The 15,936-nt window shown below is 34.2% G+C and carries 13 protein-coding genes; 6 read left to right on the forward strand and 7 right to left on the reverse strand.

The window, feature by feature from the left end:
• The first annotated feature begins 201 nt into the window (after positions 1 to 201).
• Both ACFS5J_RS08630 and ACFS5J_RS08635 read left to right on the forward strand, forming a co-directional pair.
• Entirely contained in the window at positions 202 to 894 is a 693-nt protein-coding gene (locus tag ACFS5J_RS08630) for a ComF family protein (protein WP_379811700.1), read from the forward strand.
• Between the two features lie 66 nt (positions 895 to 960).
• Positions 961 to 2,565, forward strand: a complete 1,605-nt coding sequence (locus tag ACFS5J_RS08635) for an Ig-like domain-containing protein (protein WP_379811701.1) — start codon at positions 961 to 963, stop codon at positions 2,563 to 2,565.
• 1 nt (position 2,566) lies between these two features.
• On the opposite strand, the gene ACFS5J_RS08640 is transcribed toward ACFS5J_RS08635, so the two are convergent.
• Complete coding sequence (locus tag ACFS5J_RS08640; protein ID WP_379811702.1) at positions 2,567 to 3,337, reverse strand: nitrilase family protein; 771 nt, start codon at positions 3,335 to 3,337, stop codon at positions 2,567 to 2,569.
• Positions 3,338 to 3,532: 195 nt separating this feature from the next.
• On the opposite strand from ACFS5J_RS08640, the gene ACFS5J_RS08645 reads away from it, so the two are divergent.
• Positions 3,533 to 4,114, forward strand: a complete 582-nt coding sequence (locus ACFS5J_RS08645) for a fasciclin domain-containing protein (protein WP_379811703.1) — start codon at positions 3,533 to 3,535, stop codon at positions 4,112 to 4,114.
• Positions 4,115 to 4,154: 40 nt separating this feature from the next.
• On the opposite strand, the gene ACFS5J_RS08650 is transcribed toward ACFS5J_RS08645, so the two are convergent.
• The 4 genes from ACFS5J_RS08650 to ACFS5J_RS08665 all read right to left on the reverse strand — a co-directional run bounded on the left by ACFS5J_RS08650 (position 4,155) and on the right by ACFS5J_RS08665 (position 8,825).
• Complete coding sequence (locus ACFS5J_RS08650; protein WP_379811704.1) at positions 4,155 to 4,916, reverse strand: succinate dehydrogenase/fumarate reductase iron-sulfur subunit; 762 nt, start codon at positions 4,914 to 4,916, stop codon at positions 4,155 to 4,157.
• Positions 4,917 to 4,922: 6 nt separating this feature from the next.
• The gene (locus ACFS5J_RS08655) at positions 4,923 to 6,932 is read right to left on the reverse strand and encodes a fumarate reductase/succinate dehydrogenase flavoprotein subunit (RefSeq protein WP_379811705.1); all 2,010 of its coding nucleotides are present in this window, start codon (positions 6,930 to 6,932) and stop codon (positions 4,923 to 4,925) included.
• A 17-nt stretch (positions 6,933 to 6,949) separates the two neighbouring features.
• On the reverse strand, positions 6,950 to 7,810 hold the full coding sequence (locus ACFS5J_RS08660; RefSeq protein ID WP_379811707.1) for a succinate dehydrogenase cytochrome b subunit: 861 nt from the start codon (positions 7,808 to 7,810) through the stop codon (positions 6,950 to 6,952).
• Positions 7,811 to 7,952: 142 nt separating this feature from the next.
• On the reverse strand, positions 7,953 to 8,825 hold the full coding sequence (locus tag ACFS5J_RS08665) for a hypothetical protein (RefSeq protein WP_379811708.1): 873 nt from the start codon (positions 8,823 to 8,825) through the stop codon (positions 7,953 to 7,955).
• A 203-nt stretch (positions 8,826 to 9,028) separates the two neighbouring features.
• Between ACFS5J_RS08665 and ACFS5J_RS08670 the strand changes: the two genes are divergently transcribed.
• The 3 genes from ACFS5J_RS08670 to ACFS5J_RS08680 all read left to right on the forward strand — a co-directional run bounded on the left by ACFS5J_RS08670 (position 9,029) and on the right by ACFS5J_RS08680 (position 12,268).
• Positions 9,029 to 10,321, forward strand: coding sequence for an aminopeptidase P family protein (locus tag ACFS5J_RS08670; protein ID WP_379811709.1), 1,293 nt, complete (start codon positions 9,029 to 9,031; stop codon positions 10,319 to 10,321).
• A 92-nt stretch (positions 10,322 to 10,413) separates the two neighbouring features.
• On the forward strand, positions 10,414 to 11,475 hold the full coding sequence (locus ACFS5J_RS08675) for a DUF2891 domain-containing protein (protein ID WP_379811710.1): 1,062 nt from the start codon (positions 10,414 to 10,416) through the stop codon (positions 11,473 to 11,475).
• A 4-nt stretch (positions 11,476 to 11,479) separates the two neighbouring features.
• A complete protein-coding gene (locus ACFS5J_RS08680; protein WP_379811712.1) occupies positions 11,480 to 12,268 on the forward strand; it encodes an alpha/beta fold hydrolase in 789 nt (262 codons plus the stop codon).
• Here the strand turns inward: ACFS5J_RS08680 and ACFS5J_RS08685 are convergent.
• Positions 12,258 to 13,100: a mechanosensitive ion channel family protein gene (locus ACFS5J_RS08685; protein ID WP_379811713.1), complete on the reverse strand. Its 843-nt coding sequence runs from the start codon at positions 13,098 to 13,100 to the stop codon at positions 12,258 to 12,260. The two genes, ACFS5J_RS08680 and ACFS5J_RS08685, sit on opposite strands and share 11 nt — an antisense overlap.
• Positions 13,101 to 13,127: 27 nt before the next feature.
• On the reverse strand, positions 13,128 to 15,908 hold the full coding sequence (locus ACFS5J_RS08690; RefSeq protein WP_379811715.1) for a PD-(D/E)XK nuclease family protein: 2,781 nt from the start codon (positions 15,906 to 15,908) through the stop codon (positions 13,128 to 13,130).
• Between the last annotated feature and the right edge of the window lie 28 nt (positions 15,909 to 15,936).

A 15,936-nucleotide genomic window follows, 5' to 3' on the forward strand; every position in this document is an offset into this window, starting at 1 on the left:
TCTCATTCTCAACTTTAGACTTCTTAAATAAAGTAGTATATTTATCATAAATGCGAAAAAAACTAAACAGCAAGACCACGCTCAATGCTAAAGAAGCAAATAAGCCAGTTTTGACTAGATTGTTTTGATTTAAGGACACTTGTGATATTTTTTTTATGAATTAACTTCTTTTTAAAATAAAAACCACATTAAACCGACAAAATGCTAAAAAATCTGTTTAAAACTATTTTTCCAGACTTATGTATCGGCTGTAACGGTCTGTTAATCAAGAACGAATCAGTACTTTGCATACACTGTCGTCACGATTTACCTTATACACAACATCACAAAAATCCAAACAACGAAGCATTATTAAAATTTTACGGCATAGTACCTATAGAAAATTGTTTCGCTATGCTCTATTTTCATAATGAAGGTATTGCAAAGCGATTAATGCATCAACTGAAATACAAAGGAAAGCAAGAAATTGGAACACTTTTGGGCAATATGTATTACCCTGAACTTGAAGACAAATTCAAACATGAAGATTCTAAAACCACATTTGAAATCATTCCGGTTCCACTTCATAAAAAAAGACAGAAAGAAAGAGGGTATAATCAAGTAACAACATTTTGTAAAGCCCTATCCAAAGGATTAGACATTACCCTAAATGAAACGCTTTTAATCCGAAATCATTATACCAAAACCCAAACCCAGAAAAATAAAATTGCACGTCAGAAAATTAACGATGCTTTATTTGACATTGTCGAAACAACATCAGAAAGTAATAAACATTATATTCTTGTTGACGATATTATAACTACTGGAGCAACTCTTGAAGCTTGCGCAAAAGCACTTTTACGAATTCCAAATGCAAAAGTGAGCATTGTAACTATGGCCTTTACTGAAACTTAAAAAAAATAAAAAAATTATGCGGATACTAAATATAGTTGTTATTTTGTAGAGACTATTAAAATTCGCATGAAAAAAATATATTTACTTGTTTTAGGAATCATATTTAGCTTTATTTTTTTAACGACTGGATGTGCCAAAAGAGGTTCTATTTCAGGAGGACCAAAAGACACTATTCCCCCTTCAATTACAAGTAGTTTTCCAAAAAACTATAGTACCAATTTTGATGGAAAGGAAATTAAAATTTCTTTCAACGAATTAATAAAAGTTAAAAACATCAACAAACAACTTATTATTTCACCTCCTTTAAAAAAACAACCTATTATTATTCCTCAAGGAAGTGCGAGTAGATTTATTTCGATTAAAATATTAGACACCCTTCAAGAAAATACTACCTATAGTTTCAACTTCGGACAAAGTATTACAGACAACAATGAGGGCAACCCTTATTCTCAATACAAATATGTCTTTTCAACCGGAAGTTATATTGATTCCCTTACAGTAGTAGGAACCCTAAAAGATGCTTACGAACAAAAACCGGATAATTTTGTTTCAGTTCAATTATACGACGCTGCAACATTTAACGACTCTACAGTATACAAAGAAACACCGCTTTATGTAACCAATACATTGGATAGTATAAAAGCTTTTGCTTTGGAAAACTTAAAGCAAGGAAGTTATTACATCGTTGCACTAAAAGACAAAAACAGCAATTATAAATTTGACCCAAAATCGGATAAAATAGGTTTTTTAAAGGATAAAATCACTATCCCTACCGATACGGTTTACGAATTAGAATTGTTCAAAGAAATACCTCCTTTCAAGGTTGAAAAACCAACACAGGAATCGAACAACAAATTTTTTATGGCCTATCAAGGTGATGTAAAAAAGACCAAGATTACAGCACAACAAAACAATCAAGAGTATCCCATTAGAATAACAAAATTCCCTATTACAGGAAAAGACTCTATACAATTGTTTATTCCAAAAATTAGTAACGATTCAATTGCACTAACTGTTGAAAACGGTGATTACACCAAAACTTTTAAATCAAAAATTAAAGAGCTCAAAGAAACAGATAGTCTTACACTAGATGCTAAACAAAAAGGTGTACTGGCTTTTAGAGAACTATTTACTGTAAAAACCAGTTTACCGCTTGACAAAATAAACAATAAATTCATTACACTTTTCACAAAAGATTCTACTACCGTTTCTTTCGAAACTAAATACAATGAATTTGAACAAGAAATACTTTTTGATTTTAAGAAAAAGGAAAACGAAAGTTACAAAATAACACTACTACCTGGTGCTATTGAGGATATGTACCAAAACACTAATGATACTTTGACTTTCAATTTCAAAACAAAAGAATTAGCAGATTATGGCAATCTGAACGTTACTCTGAAGGCCGCAAAGAGATTCCCATTAATTCTAGAAGTTCTAAATCCAAAAGGGGAAGTTGTCGCGAATGCGGTATCAAATGGAGACACACTTCTAAAATTTGAAACCATAGAACCCAACACTTACACCCTTCGCATCATTTACGATGATAACAATAATGGAATTTGGGACACTGGGAACTATCTTGAAAAACGTCAAGCAGAAGAGATTCAATATTATCCAAAACAAGTTGATGTAAGGGCAAATTGGGATGTCAATCAAGATTTTGATTAAGCTAATCTATTACAAGATTAAAAGAATCGCGGTCATTTAAAAAGTTAAATTTATTACGCGATTCTTGCATTTTCTTTTTATTCAAAGTGATTACCTGAATATCATCTTCTTCAAAAGGTGCAATCATTTCATTTCCTAATTCATCTATGACTTGTGAATGCCCAATGTATTCATGCCCGTTTGCATCTTTGCCAATTCGATTCACTCCAACCGTATAACACATGTTTTCAATAGCTCTTGCTTTTATTAAAGCATCCCACGCCTTAACACGTACTTTTGGCCAGTTGGCAACATAAACTAACAAATCGTATCCTTCAACATTACGTGCAAATACAGGAAATCGCAAATCGTAGCAAATCTGGGGACAGATTTTCCAATCTTTATATGTGATTATCACTTTTTCATTTCCGCCGGCATAAACTTGTTCTTCACCAGCAAGAGTAAACAAATGGCGCTTATCATAAGTTGTGATTTCACCTTTAGGTGTGACAAAAACCAAACGATTGTAAAACACACCTTCTTCTTGGATAACCAAACTACCCGTAATAGCTATTTTTTTAGCTTTTGCCAAACCTTTTAACCATTGTATTGTTTCCCCTTCCATCGTTTCTGCAACACGCTCTGGATGCATCGTAAACCCCGATGTAAACATCTCTGGCAATACTAAAAGATCAAACTTCTTTGCACAGGATAAAACTTTACTTTCAATAGTTAAACGATTATAAATTGGGTTTTCCCAAGTTAAATCGGTTTGAAGAATGGCTAGTTTCATAAAATTACAATATTCTTAATCGACCAAGTTCTTATTTTTTAGCTAAAATCTCAAACAATTCTTAAAAATAGTTAATCTATTTTTAAAACAACTGACCTACAGTAAGTTATATTGATTTTTGTTTAACTTTGAATAACATTTAATTAAACAAAATAACTAAAATTAATACTTATGAAAAAATTACTTTATATTATTATGATTACTATATCATCAATTGCAGTAATCTCATGTGAAAGCGACTCCACTATGGATGAAATGAATGACACCCAAAATAGTGCATTGGAAACAAGTCAAAATAATTTGATGATGAAAAATGGAGCACCTGCTCCTGGAGAGAACTCAATAGCAGAAATCGCTATATCAGCAGGGTTTAATGAGCTTGTAAGTGCATTGACATATGTCGACACCGATTTAAACGCAGGTTTAGTTGATTTATTTTTAAATGGAAAAGACCAATTCACCGTATTTGCCCCAACTGACCAAGCGTTCTTTGATTTATATCAAGCCCTAGGGATTACCAGCATTAATGAATTACCTGCAAACGTAGTGCTTGATGTTCTATTATACCATGTCACCGATGGAAGACGCGCCTCAAACTCCGTAGTACCTAAAAATAATAATAGAACAATAGAAACATTACAAGGTGGAACTTTTCAAGTTGACTCAAGCGGAATGATTATCGCGTCCGGAAATACCGCCATGATAACTACAGCAGACATTTCTGCGTCAAATGGTATAATACATGTTATCGATGCCGTCATACTACCATTCAACTAAAAAAGAAAGAGCAGCTAAAAGCTGCTCTTTTCCTATTGTATTATTTTAAACTTGCTGCCAAATATTCACGATTCATACGTGCGATATTTTCTAGTGAAATACCTTTTGGACATTCGATTTCACAAGCACCTGTATTTGTACAGTTACCGAATCCTTCTTCATCCATCTGACGCACCATATTCAATACACGTTGCGTAGCTTCTACTTTACCTTGTGGTAATAATGCATATTGTGATACTTTAGCACCAACGAATAACATTGCCGAACCGTTTTTACAAGTTGCCACACAAGCACCACATCCAATACAAGCAGCTGCTTCAAATGCTTTATCAGCATCCGCTTTAGGCACAGGAATTGAATTCGCATCAATTGTATTACCAGAAGTATTTACCGAAACGAAACCTCCTGCTTGCTGAATTCTGTCAAAAGAAGAACGATCTACCACTAAATCTTTGATTACCGGAAAAGCTTTACTTCTCCATGGCTCAATATAAATAGTATCACCATCGTTGAACTTACGCATATGCAATTGACAAGTAGTAGTCCCAGTTTCTGGTCCATGCGCTCTACCGTTAATATATAGAGAACACATACCACAAATACCTTCACGGCAATCGTGGTCAAAAGCTACAGGCTCTTTTCTTTCCGTGATTAATTGCTCGTTTAATTGGTCCAACATTTCCAAAAACGAACTTGCTGTAGAAACATTATCTAACTTATACGTTTCTATACCACCTTTAGTTTTAGCATTTTTTTGACGCCAAATTTTTAAGGTTATATTGATATTTTTTGCTGTACTCATAATCTCTTATTTATAGTTTCTAGCTGCAATTTTAATGAACTCGTATTTTAACTCTTCTTTGTGAAGCACTGCTTTAGTAGTATCTTGACCTTTATATTCCCAAGCACCTACGAATGCCATGTTAACATCATCACGAAGTGTTTCTCCTTCAGCATCTTGATATTCTTCTCTAAAGTGACCACCACAAGACTCTTTACGTTGTAAAGCATCCATAGCCATTAATTGTCCTAATTCAAGGAAATCTGCAACACGAAGTGCTTTTTCTAATTCTGGGTTCATTTCATCTGCACTACCAGGAACGTAAACCTCTTTATAGAATTCTTCACGGATTTTTCCGATTTCTTCAATAGCCTCTTTTAATCCTTGCTCGTTACGGGCCATACCCACTTTATTCCACATAACATGACCTAATCTTTTGTGGAAATGATCTACTGATTTCGTACCGTTATTGTTCAAGAACATATCAATAGAATCTCTAACATTTTTCTCCGCTTCAACGAATTCAGGAGAATCAGTTGAGATTTTACCTGTACGAATCTCATCCGCTAAATAGTTAGAAACTGTGTATGGTAATACGAAATATCCATCCGCTAAACCTTGCATTAAAGCAGATGCTCCTAAACGGTTCGCTCCGTGATCCGAGAAGTTAGCCTCTCCCGCTACGAAACAACCAGGAATAGATGATTGTAAGTTATAATCAACCCATACACCCCCCATTGTATAGTGAACTGCTGGATAAATCTTCATTGGTGTCTCATATGGGTTTTCGTCAGTAATTTTTTCATACATTTCGAATAAGTTACCATATTTCTCTTCCAACCATTTTTTACCTAAAGTAATAATTTCTTCTTCAGAAGGATTGTGGTTACCCTGAGCATACGCTACCTCCTTACCTTTACTCTTCACTTCAGAAGAGAAATCTAAATAAACACCTTCATTAGTATCATTTGCTTCAATTCCGAAACCAGCATCACAACGCTCTTTTGCCGCACGAGACGCAACGTCACGTGGTACTAAATTACCGAAAGCTGGATATCTTCTTTCTAAGAAATAATCTCTATCTTCTTCTGCAATTTGAACTGGTTTCAATTTTCCAGCACGGATTGCTTCAGCATCTTCTTTTTTCTTTGGTACCCAAATACGACCAGAGTTACGTAATGACTCAGACATTAACGTTAACTTAGATTGATTCGTTCCGTGTACCGGAATACATGTTGGGTGAATTTGTACATAACATGGATTCGCAAAAGCGGCACCTTGTTTGTGGATTTTCCAAGAAGCTGTTACATTACTTCCCATTGCATTAGTAGACAGGAAATAAACGTTACCATAACCTCCAGAAGCAATTACAACAGCATGAGCCGAATGTCTTTCAATTTCACCAGTAACTAAGTTACGAGCGATGATTCCACGAGCTTTTCCATCCACTTTTACCAATTCTAACATTTCGTGACGGTTGTACATTTTAACACGACCTAATCCGATTTGTCTTGATAAAGCTGAATATGCTCCTAATAATAATTGTTGTCCTGTTTGTCCAGCAGCGTAAAAAGTACGTTGTACTTGTACCCCACCAAACGAACGGTTGTCCAACATACCTCCATATTCACGAGCAAAAGGAACTCCTTGCGCTACACATTGGTCAATAATGTTACCTGAAACCTCTGCTAAACGGTGAACGTTTGCTTCACGCGCACGGTAGTCACCCCCTTTAATAGTATCGTAGAATAAACGGTAGATCGAATCTCCGTCATTTTGATAATTTTTTGCTGCATTGATACCTCCTTGTGCCGCGATTGAGTGTGCACGACGGGGAGAATCTTGAAAACAAAAAGCTTTTACATTATATCCCATTTCTCCAAGAGAAGCAGCTGCAGAAGCACCTGCCAAACCTGTACCCACAACGATAACATCAATTTTTGGGCGGTTATTTGGAGCAACTAATTTTAAATGATCTTTATAATCGGTCCATTTTTTTGCTAATGGTCCTTCTGGTATTTTAGAATCTAACTTCATATTATATCTGATGTTGATTATTTACTAAAGTGAATAAATAGTGGAATGATTGCAAACAATACTGGAACGATTATCGCAAATGCCTTCCCGATGAATTTAATAGTCGGAGTAAATTTATTATTCACACCCAATGATTGAAATGCACTTGAAAAACCATGCCATAAGTGAAAAGCTAACACAAACATAGCTAACACATAAGCTAACGTATAGATTAATCCAAATTTAGCATCCTTAAAGAAGTTGAATGTAACAGTATGTAAATCCTTGTACAAATTTGCCACTTTGATATCAACCTGTGCGTTATACAATTCTGTACCATTTTTAAGCACCAATTGCTTTGGGAATGGAGAAGTAACTGTATCGTTTGCAGTTTGCACTTGATCCACAGCAAAGAATTGACCTGAAACTGTACCTACATACAAATCTTTAGATGTACCATCAGGCATAGCAATTGTTTTGGTCATCAAAGGCATGTTTTTATCAAAATGCATTTTAGCCCAAAAATTCACCATGTGTGTTACGATGAAAACTAAAATTAATGTACCTAAAACTGCCATGTTTCGCGAAGCAAAACCACTATTTGCTGAAGGGGCATTCTTAGCATAACCTATTGGTCTAGCTTTTTTGTTTTGGATTGTCAATAAAATCCCATCAACAGCATGGAATAAAATTGAAATGTACGTTAAGTAAGAAAGAAGTTTAACTGCAGGATTGGTAGTCATGAACAATGCGTACTCATTAAATTGTTGCTTTGTTCCAAAAATTAACTGTAAATTTCCAGCTAAGTGACCCGCCAAAAACAAGCATAAAAATAAACCTGTAAGAGCCATCCAATATTTTTTTGCTAATGATGACTTTAAAAGCGCTGATTTTGCCATAATTTTATTTGATTGTAATAGTTTTATAAAAAATCAAACAAAAATAAGGTTATTTACAATTAACCACAACCTTTAACTCGTAATTTATAATGAATTTAAAATGACTCGATTGCCCATTAATTATCAACTCTTTACAGTACATTTAATTTTTACGAAATGAAGGAATCAATCCTCTCAAACCCATATCGACAACATTTTCACCTGCAGCAGGCTCATATTTACCATCAAAATTAACTTCATTCCACTCAAAACTATTATTAATTGACAATGAAAGTTCAATTTCAACATCCTGTTTTTCGGTCCCGTTTATTACTAAATTATTTACAAATTTACCAGTCACAACACATGACCCAGCTGGTATAGGGGATGTATTTGCTATTGGATTTGGAACTGTTGTGGTCCCTGAAGATTGACCAGAAGCAGCATACGGATAATCGTTTAATGCAAAAGCCCAATACCCTTGCAATCGATTCCCATTCACGGGAAAAGAATTATTACCAATATAATGTGTTGTCAAATAAGTATTAAACCCAACAAAACTCACAACCGTAGCATCATAATTAATGCCATTATTCAATATAGATACACCAAAATTTTGATACGACAGGGATACTCGAACATACTCATAACTACCTTGAGCCACCTGACTTAGTGGTATCTTTAAAAAAGCCTCTCCTTCATCTACCACTATAGCCTGATCAAAATCAATTGCAATATTACCTCCGGCATCCGTTTCAGGAGCATGATATAAAACTGTCCCGTTTCCTAATTGCGTATAGGCTGTTGGCGCCAATTCAAAATAATGCGCACTGATACCATTAAAAATGGGGGTTTGAGCTGCGTTTTCTGCAGGTATTGAAGAAGGTTGCCCAATATTATTCAATCGAACTTGATTTGGGTCAAACTTAAACCTAACGATTAAATTTGGTTCACTATTTAAGATAGTATCGTCATCAGAACATGAAAACAGTACTGACGCAAGTACTAAAACAAAAAAAACTTTTAAATTTCTCATTGATTTGTAATAATCGTATTATTCTGGTAAACGGTAATTTAAGATTAATAGTATCAACCTTGACACAAAAATCAAACCAAAAATAAAAAACCTCCAACTAAACCTGAATGCAATAGGCAATTATTTAACAAATCATTTTTTTAACTTCCTTTAACAGCTTTTCCCTTTTATCTTTTTAACTTTGGGATTCAAAATTTAAGAACATGAAATACCATCAAATAGACCGTGATTTGTTTATAAAAAACAGAAAAAAATTCACGGCGCAAATGAAACCCAATAGTGTTGCCATTTTTAATTCAAATGATATTTACCCTGTAAGTGCCGATAGCACATTGCCTTTTGCACAACACAGAGACATCTTTTATTTAAGTGGTGTAGACCAAGAAGAAAGCATCTTGTTACTTTTCCCAGATGCGCCGTATGAACACCTAAAAGAAATTCTATTTTTAAAAGAAACCAATGAACACATTGCTGTATGGGAAGGTGAAAAACTAACGAAAGAAAGAGCTTTTGAAGTAGCCGGTATAAAATCAGTAATTTGGTTACAAGATTTTCATAAGACCTTAAAAGAAGTAATGACTTATGCCGATACAATATACATCAACACCAACGAGCATTACCGTGCCAATATAGAAACTGAAACACGTGAAGCTCGATTTGTAAAATGGTGGAAAACGGAATACCCAGCGCACAAAGTAGAAAAATCAAACCCGATTCTACAACGTTTGCGTTCGGTAAAAGAAAGTGAAGAATTGGATTTAATCCAAAAAGCATGTGACATCACTGAAAAAGGGTTTCGCAGAGTATTGAATTTTGTAAAACCCAACGTAATGGAGTACGAAATTGAAGCGGAGTTTGCCCATGAATTCATTCGCAACCGTTCAAAAGGATTTGCCTATACTCCAATTATAGCATCTGGTAACAATGCCAATGTTTTACACTATATAGAGAACAACCAACAATGTAAAGAGGGCGATTTGATTCTGTTTGATGTTGGAGCCGAATATGCAAACTATGCAAGTGATATGAGTAGAACTATTCCTGTTTCTGGACGTTTTACAGAGCGTCAACGCACCGTGTATAACGCCGTTTTAAACGTTAAAAATGAAGCTACAAAAATGCTTACTCCAGGGACACTTTGGAAACAATACCATGTAGAAGTAGGTAAAATTATGACATCAGAACTATTAGGCTTAGGCTTGTTGGACAAAGCAGATGTTCAAAATGAAAATCCAGATTGGCCAGCTTATAAAAAATATTTCATGCATGGGACTTCTCACCACATGGGACTTGACACACATGATTATGGATTACTTTACGAACCAATGCAAGCTAACATGGTTTTCACAGTTGAACCTGGAATATACATACCAAAAGAAGGTTTCGGTATTCGACTAGAAGATGATGTGGTAATTCAAAATTCTGGAGCACCTTTCAACTTGATGCGTAATATTCCTATAGAAGCCGACGAGATTGAATCAATTATGAACAGTTAATATTACTGTCAAAACATAAAAAAGACGACTTGAATATTTGGGTCGTCTTTTTTTATATTATTCTTTTAAATTTGCATTTCAATGTTCCTATTATGAAAAACCTATTCTTATTCCTGTGCTTTAGTCTTTCGGCAAATGCGCAACCAATACTTACAGAAGATATCGCTTATACATTAAGTGAACTTCCACTTCATTGTATAGCGAATGAATTCCCGAATAAAACCTCGCATTTATCCGATAGTAGTGTAGATGCACGTTTACTTCCTCATGAATTACATCCGGTTTTTTTTGGTTGCTTAGATTGGCATAGTAGTGTTCATGGGCATTGGATGCTTATAAAACTTTTAAAAGAATTCCCAGATTTAAAAAACAAAGTTGAAATTATTGCTTTATTAAATGACAGCTTTCAAGTTGATAAAATGCAAATGGAGGCAGAATATTTCGGGAAATATACCTCTTCTCAAGCATTCGAACGCACCTATGGATGGGCTTGGCTTTTAAAACTAGATGAAGAATTATATACTTGGAACGATCCAATAGGTAAAAAATGGCATACCGCTTTACAACCGCTTACACAAAAGATTGTAACATTATGGAAAGCTTACTTACCCAAACAAACTTATCCTAACCGAACAGGTGTACACCCAAATACCGCATTCGGATTGTGTTTTGCATACGACTGGGCAACAACTACAAAAAACCAAGTCTTTGCTACTCAAATCAAACAAAAAGCAATTGAATTCTACTCATCAAATACTAAAATCCCTGCCTATCTCGAACCAGATGGGACTGACTTTTTTTCACCAAGTTTACAAGCCGCCGATTTAATGGGACGCGTTTTACCGGAAAAAGAATTTAAACATTGGCTAAAAAAATATTACACCAAAGAAGGTCTTGAACGCATTTGCGATTTACCAACTATCAGCGATCGAAATGACTATCAAATTGTACACTTGGACGGCTTATCATTTAGTCGTGCATGGAATATGAAAAGTATTGCCAGCAGATTACCCGAGAACCATCCTCTTCAAAAAAAATTCAATACAAAAGCGAATGAATTTATTGCAAAAGCATTGCCTACTTTATTTGATAGTGGCTACGGTGGTGGGCATTGGCTTGCATCATTTGCTATTTACGCTTTAACCCAAGAATAAAAATTTGAAACATACAATTTACAAAAACACTTCACTTTCATTTTCTGACCAAGGAGAAGGATCAGCAGTTGTATTGTTACACGGCTTTTTAGAAAACAAAACTATGTGGCACTATTTGTCACCAAGTTTAACCAAAGAACACCGCGTTATTGCAATTGACTTATTGGGTCATGGCAAAACAGAATGTATGGGATATATTCACACCATGGAAGACATGGCAGATAGCGTGCACCATATTTTACAAGAATTGCAATTAGAAAAAGCAGTTTTCATCGGCCATTCAATGGGAGGATATGTAGCACTTTCCTTTGCTAAATTGTATCCGGAAATGGTAGAAGGACTCGTTTTAATGAACTCTACAGCAAGAGAAGATAGCATTGAACGTAAAAACAACAGAGACAGAGCTATTATCGCTGTAAAAAGAAATTACCAAGCTGCTATTGGAATGTCCATATCCAATTTATTCAACGAAGCAAATCGTACAAGATTAGCCACTGAAATTGAAAAGGCCAGGAAGGAAGCTTTACTAACTCCACTTCAAGGTATAATTGCAGCACAAGAAGGTATGAAAATAAGAGACGACAACGAAATTCTTTTGCATACTACATCCTTTCCAAAAATGCTAATTTTAGGCAAAAAGGACCCTGTTTTAGATTATGAAGAAACGAAGACTCAAGTTGAAAATACCGATGTGGAATTGGTAACATTTGAAGACGGCCACATGAGTCATTTTGAAAACCAAAATGAACTAGAAAAAGTTATTTTATATTTTTTAAAGAAATTTAGTCTTTAACTTGCTTAACCTCTATTATATCAGATGGCAAACTATACCCTGCATCTGTTAAACATTGTAAAACGCGTTCCATAACTTCCGTTTTGATTCCAGAATGGTATGATTTTGACGTAGACTTAAAGGTATCAATCCAAAACATAACTTTTAAATTAATTGTACTTGCAGCAAATTGATCTATAGTCACTGTTGGTTTTTTATCGTCATTAATTACTCCTTCAACTCTTTTTACAGTGTTTAAAATCAAAAGTATCGCATCATGAACGTTATTATCGTACCCCAAACCAATATTAAACTCGTAGCGTAAAAATCCATCAATAGTATAATTAAACAAAGGATTATTAATAATCTGTCCATTAGGGATAAAAACATCTTTTCCATCAAGCGTTTTAATGCGTGTATCTCTAATCGTTAAATCCACAACATACCCTATCACCCCCTCTGTTTCAATTAAATCATTAATTTTAAAAGGGCTTTTGAAAGCCATAAGAATTCCTGCTAAGAAATTTTCACCAATGTCTTTGAAAGCAAAACCAACAATGAAGGTTAAAATTCCTGCACCCGCTAAAATATTAGACGTTAAATCGCTAAAACCAAAAACTCGTAAAGCTATCACTATACTTATCAGCTTTATAAAAACACTAACAATTTGCGATACAAATGTTCTGGTAAGAGCATTATCAGAATTAACAATAGCCTTTCGTACAATCAAAGATTTTATTTTGCTTGCTGTTAAATAACCTATTAATAATACCAGAATTGCCACTACTATAGATGGGAAATTGTCTTGCAAACTCAACCAAATATCATTTAAAAAGACTTTCAATTTATTCATAAAACTTTCAATTAAACTACTAATTTATCAGTTTAGTTCCTTAAAGACAACATCTTGGCTTAATATTTCGTTAATTAATTTCACTATTTCCGACTTAAAATCATTTAACAGATTAGTATTGATTAACGTTTCTGAAACTACTCCACGTCCTTTACCAACACCAAATGACATAAAACCTGATTTCATATTCTTGAACGAAATAATTCCAGCTTCAACTGGCAAATGTTGGAATTCTGTTTTCTCCTGAAACATTAAAGCGTAACACAACAACTGGATTATCTTCTCATTTTTAATATCAGTAGTCAAATTCTCGAAATCATTAATTTTAAGCGAATTTGCTTCAACCCTACCTGTTTTGTAATCTACAATTCGAATGGTATTATTACGCAGCTCAATTCGGTCAACATTTCCAGCAATTTTAACGTTATATGGTAAAATTCCATCTTCGATAACAACCTCTAATTTCTCTTCCAAAAAAAGTACTTTTACCGCATCGCCATTTTCAATTGCATTACGTTCCTCACGCAAAAAATTATACACATTTCTTTTTGCTACTTCGAAAGCCAACAAGTTTTTTCCTTTACGAATTTCCCCCTCTTTATAAACCAACTTAAATTGCTCTGCCGTAACTTCATCAATTTTTGCTATCATTTGATCCAAATGATGAACCCCAAGAAATTCATTTAAAAAAGGTTTGTAAAGTGTCTCTAAAGTCTCATGAATAATAGTACCTAAAGTATTAAGCGCAATGCTTTCCTCTACTTCATCAACTTCATTGATACGTAGAACGCGCTGAAAATAAAATTGCATAGGATTTCGAATATAACTTGTCAATGACGAAGGTGAAAATCCCTTTCCAGTAGCTATTTCTTTTAAACGCAACAATGCCTGTTCCGATTTCGGTACTATAATAGGCTGATATGCTTTATCAGGTAAAACCGCATTGTAAATTTCATGTGTAATAGTATGTTTGGGCTGCTTCTCAATTTCTAATTGCGTAATAAAGCGACTCTTTTCCCCAGCATCTATCCCTTCACCATCCGAATTATAGAGCAAGTATACATTTTTAGCTCTCATTAACAAATGGTAGAAATGATAGCTATAAATAGCATCTTTTTCTTTGTAGGTTGGCAATCCCAATTCACGTTTTATGTCGTATGGAATAAATGATTGTTGTGACTTTCCTGCAGGAAACTTCCCTTCGTTTACAGAAGTAATAATAACATTTTCGAAATCTAATACACGACTCTCTAAAACACCCATAATCTGCAAGCCTGTTAATGGCTCTCCTTCAAAGGACACTTCGACCAAGTCATTTATTTGCTTGTAAATAGTATATAATGCCTCTGGAGAATCAATCTTTTGATACTTCAGATGATAGGTTTTAAGTTTATTGATAACCTTATAGACAGCATAAACAAAAGCTTTCGTGATTTTCTCTTCATCCCTTTCATTCGACAATTTATCCTTTATTGTTAATAAAACCTGAAGCAACTTATCTAAAATTGCATCAATAGGATTATCCCACTTTTGGAAAAGCAAATTAAAAAAAGGATTTTCTTCAGGATACTTTTCCTGTTTTACTTTAACTAATGTTTCATGCCCGAAAAAGGTAAAGTTGTTATTATTAATAACCTGAACAACTTCTGGCATCCCAATATATGGCTCAACCAAAGGATGGTTAAGTATTTCTAGAACTTCTTTATAATAAAGTGTGTAAGCCGTAGCGCTTCTCGAAAGTGCATTTGTATGGAGTTTAAAAATTTTATTGATCAATAATTGGGCTGGATTATTTTTGGTAGTATACCCCATAGTAATATTCAAACCATTGATTCCATTTGGCAACCCATACAAAACAGGAATTAAAAGATTTTCATCTCCTAAAACAACTGCAGTTTTATTAATATCAGCACCTTTAGCTAATAATCCTTCAACTATATTACCCGCTATTTTAGCTTGTCCTATAGTCTTAGGCGTCCCTATAATAGAAATATTTTTACTATCTTGGAATGCATTCGTAATCCATTCAAATGACTGTGTTAAATAAGGTTTCCATTCCTTTTTAAACCTCCTAATAAACAAACCTGCGTCATGATACGGATCATTTAAAAAAGCGTAATCAATATCCCAATAAACCTTAGCTTGGCCATTAGATAACAAGTGCAACATGATACGCTCTTCAGCTTGATTCAAGGCATTAAAACCTGCAAAAATAATGGTACCTGAAAGCGTATTTGAAAATGGAATTAAATTTTCGACGGCTTCACGATAAATCAGCCCTTGATAGCCTATTTTTTTATCCAACAAATGTTTTTTGAATGCATCATAATACAAAGGAATTCGGTTCCAAAATTCAAGGTGCGAATCGATTAATGAAGTTGTTTCTTGAGGCTCTAAATCCCACCTTTTAAGCGCTTCAACATCCTTTAAATAAGAAAAAACATGCTTAGGATCTATTAAATAACGGTCTATTTCATTAAAATCTTGAAGTAAAGTTTTCCCCCATTTTGAGAAAACTTCGAAATTTTGTTGCTTATCCGTTTTAGTTACTGACAAATAAACCTCATAAAATTCAAAAAGTAATTCTATAGCATCAACAGAACGCACATTTGCAATATCTTGAATTAGATCTTCAATACTTATTATTTTGGGAGCAAAAATTGTTTCTTGCGTTGTTTTTTTTATAGCTTCAAGTAAGAAAACTTTAGCCCTTTTATTCGGAAGAACAATCGTATGATTGTTCAATTGATTCCCAAAGATTGCATTAATCTCGTTTGCAAATTGCTCTAAAAAAGTTAGCTGTATCATAGGTTAAAAATAAAAAAACGTCCCGATT

Source organism: Flavobacterium chuncheonense (assembly GCF_042686145.1).
GTDB lineage: Bacteria > Bacteroidota > Bacteroidia > Flavobacteriales > Flavobacteriaceae > Flavobacterium > Flavobacterium chuncheonense.

Coding starts and splice junctions, on each gene's coding strand:
- ACFS5J_RS08640 (WP_379811702.1), bottom strand. CDS start 3,337: ATGAAACTAGCCATTCTTCAAACCGATTTAACTTGGGAAAACCCAATT.
- ACFS5J_RS08685 (WP_379811713.1), bottom strand. CDS start 13,100: ATGAATAAATTGAAAGTCTTTTTAAATGATATTTGGTTGAGTTTGCAA.
- ACFS5J_RS08665 (WP_379811708.1), bottom strand. CDS start 8,825: ATGAGAAATTTAAAAGTTTTTTTTGTTTTAGTACTTGCGTCAGTACTG.
- ACFS5J_RS08635 (WP_379811701.1), top strand. CDS start 961: ATGAAAAAAATATATTTACTTGTTTTAGGAATCATATTTAGCTTTATT.
- ACFS5J_RS08645 (WP_379811703.1), top strand. CDS start 3,533: ATGATTACTATATCATCAATTGCAGTAATCTCATGTGAAAGCGACTCC.
- ACFS5J_RS08670 (WP_379811709.1), top strand. CDS start 9,029: ATGAAATACCATCAAATAGACCGTGATTTGTTTATAAAAAACAGAAAA.
- ACFS5J_RS08630 (WP_379811700.1), top strand. CDS start 202: ATGCTAAAAAATCTGTTTAAAACTATTTTTCCAGACTTATGTATCGGC.
- ACFS5J_RS08655 (WP_379811705.1), bottom strand. CDS start 6,932: ATGAAGTTAGATTCTAAAATACCAGAAGGACCATTAGCAAAAAAATGG.
- ACFS5J_RS08675 (WP_379811710.1), top strand. CDS start 10,414: ATGAAAAACCTATTCTTATTCCTGTGCTTTAGTCTTTCGGCAAATGCG.
- ACFS5J_RS08690 (WP_379811715.1), bottom strand. CDS start 15,908: ATGATACAGCTAACTTTTTTAGAGCAATTTGCAAACGAGATTAATGCA.
- ACFS5J_RS08660 (WP_379811707.1), bottom strand. CDS start 7,810: ATGGCAAAATCAGCGCTTTTAAAGTCATCATTAGCAAAAAAATATTGG.
- ACFS5J_RS08650 (WP_379811704.1), bottom strand. CDS start 4,916: ATGAGTACAGCAAAAAATATCAATATAACCTTAAAAATTTGGCGTCAA.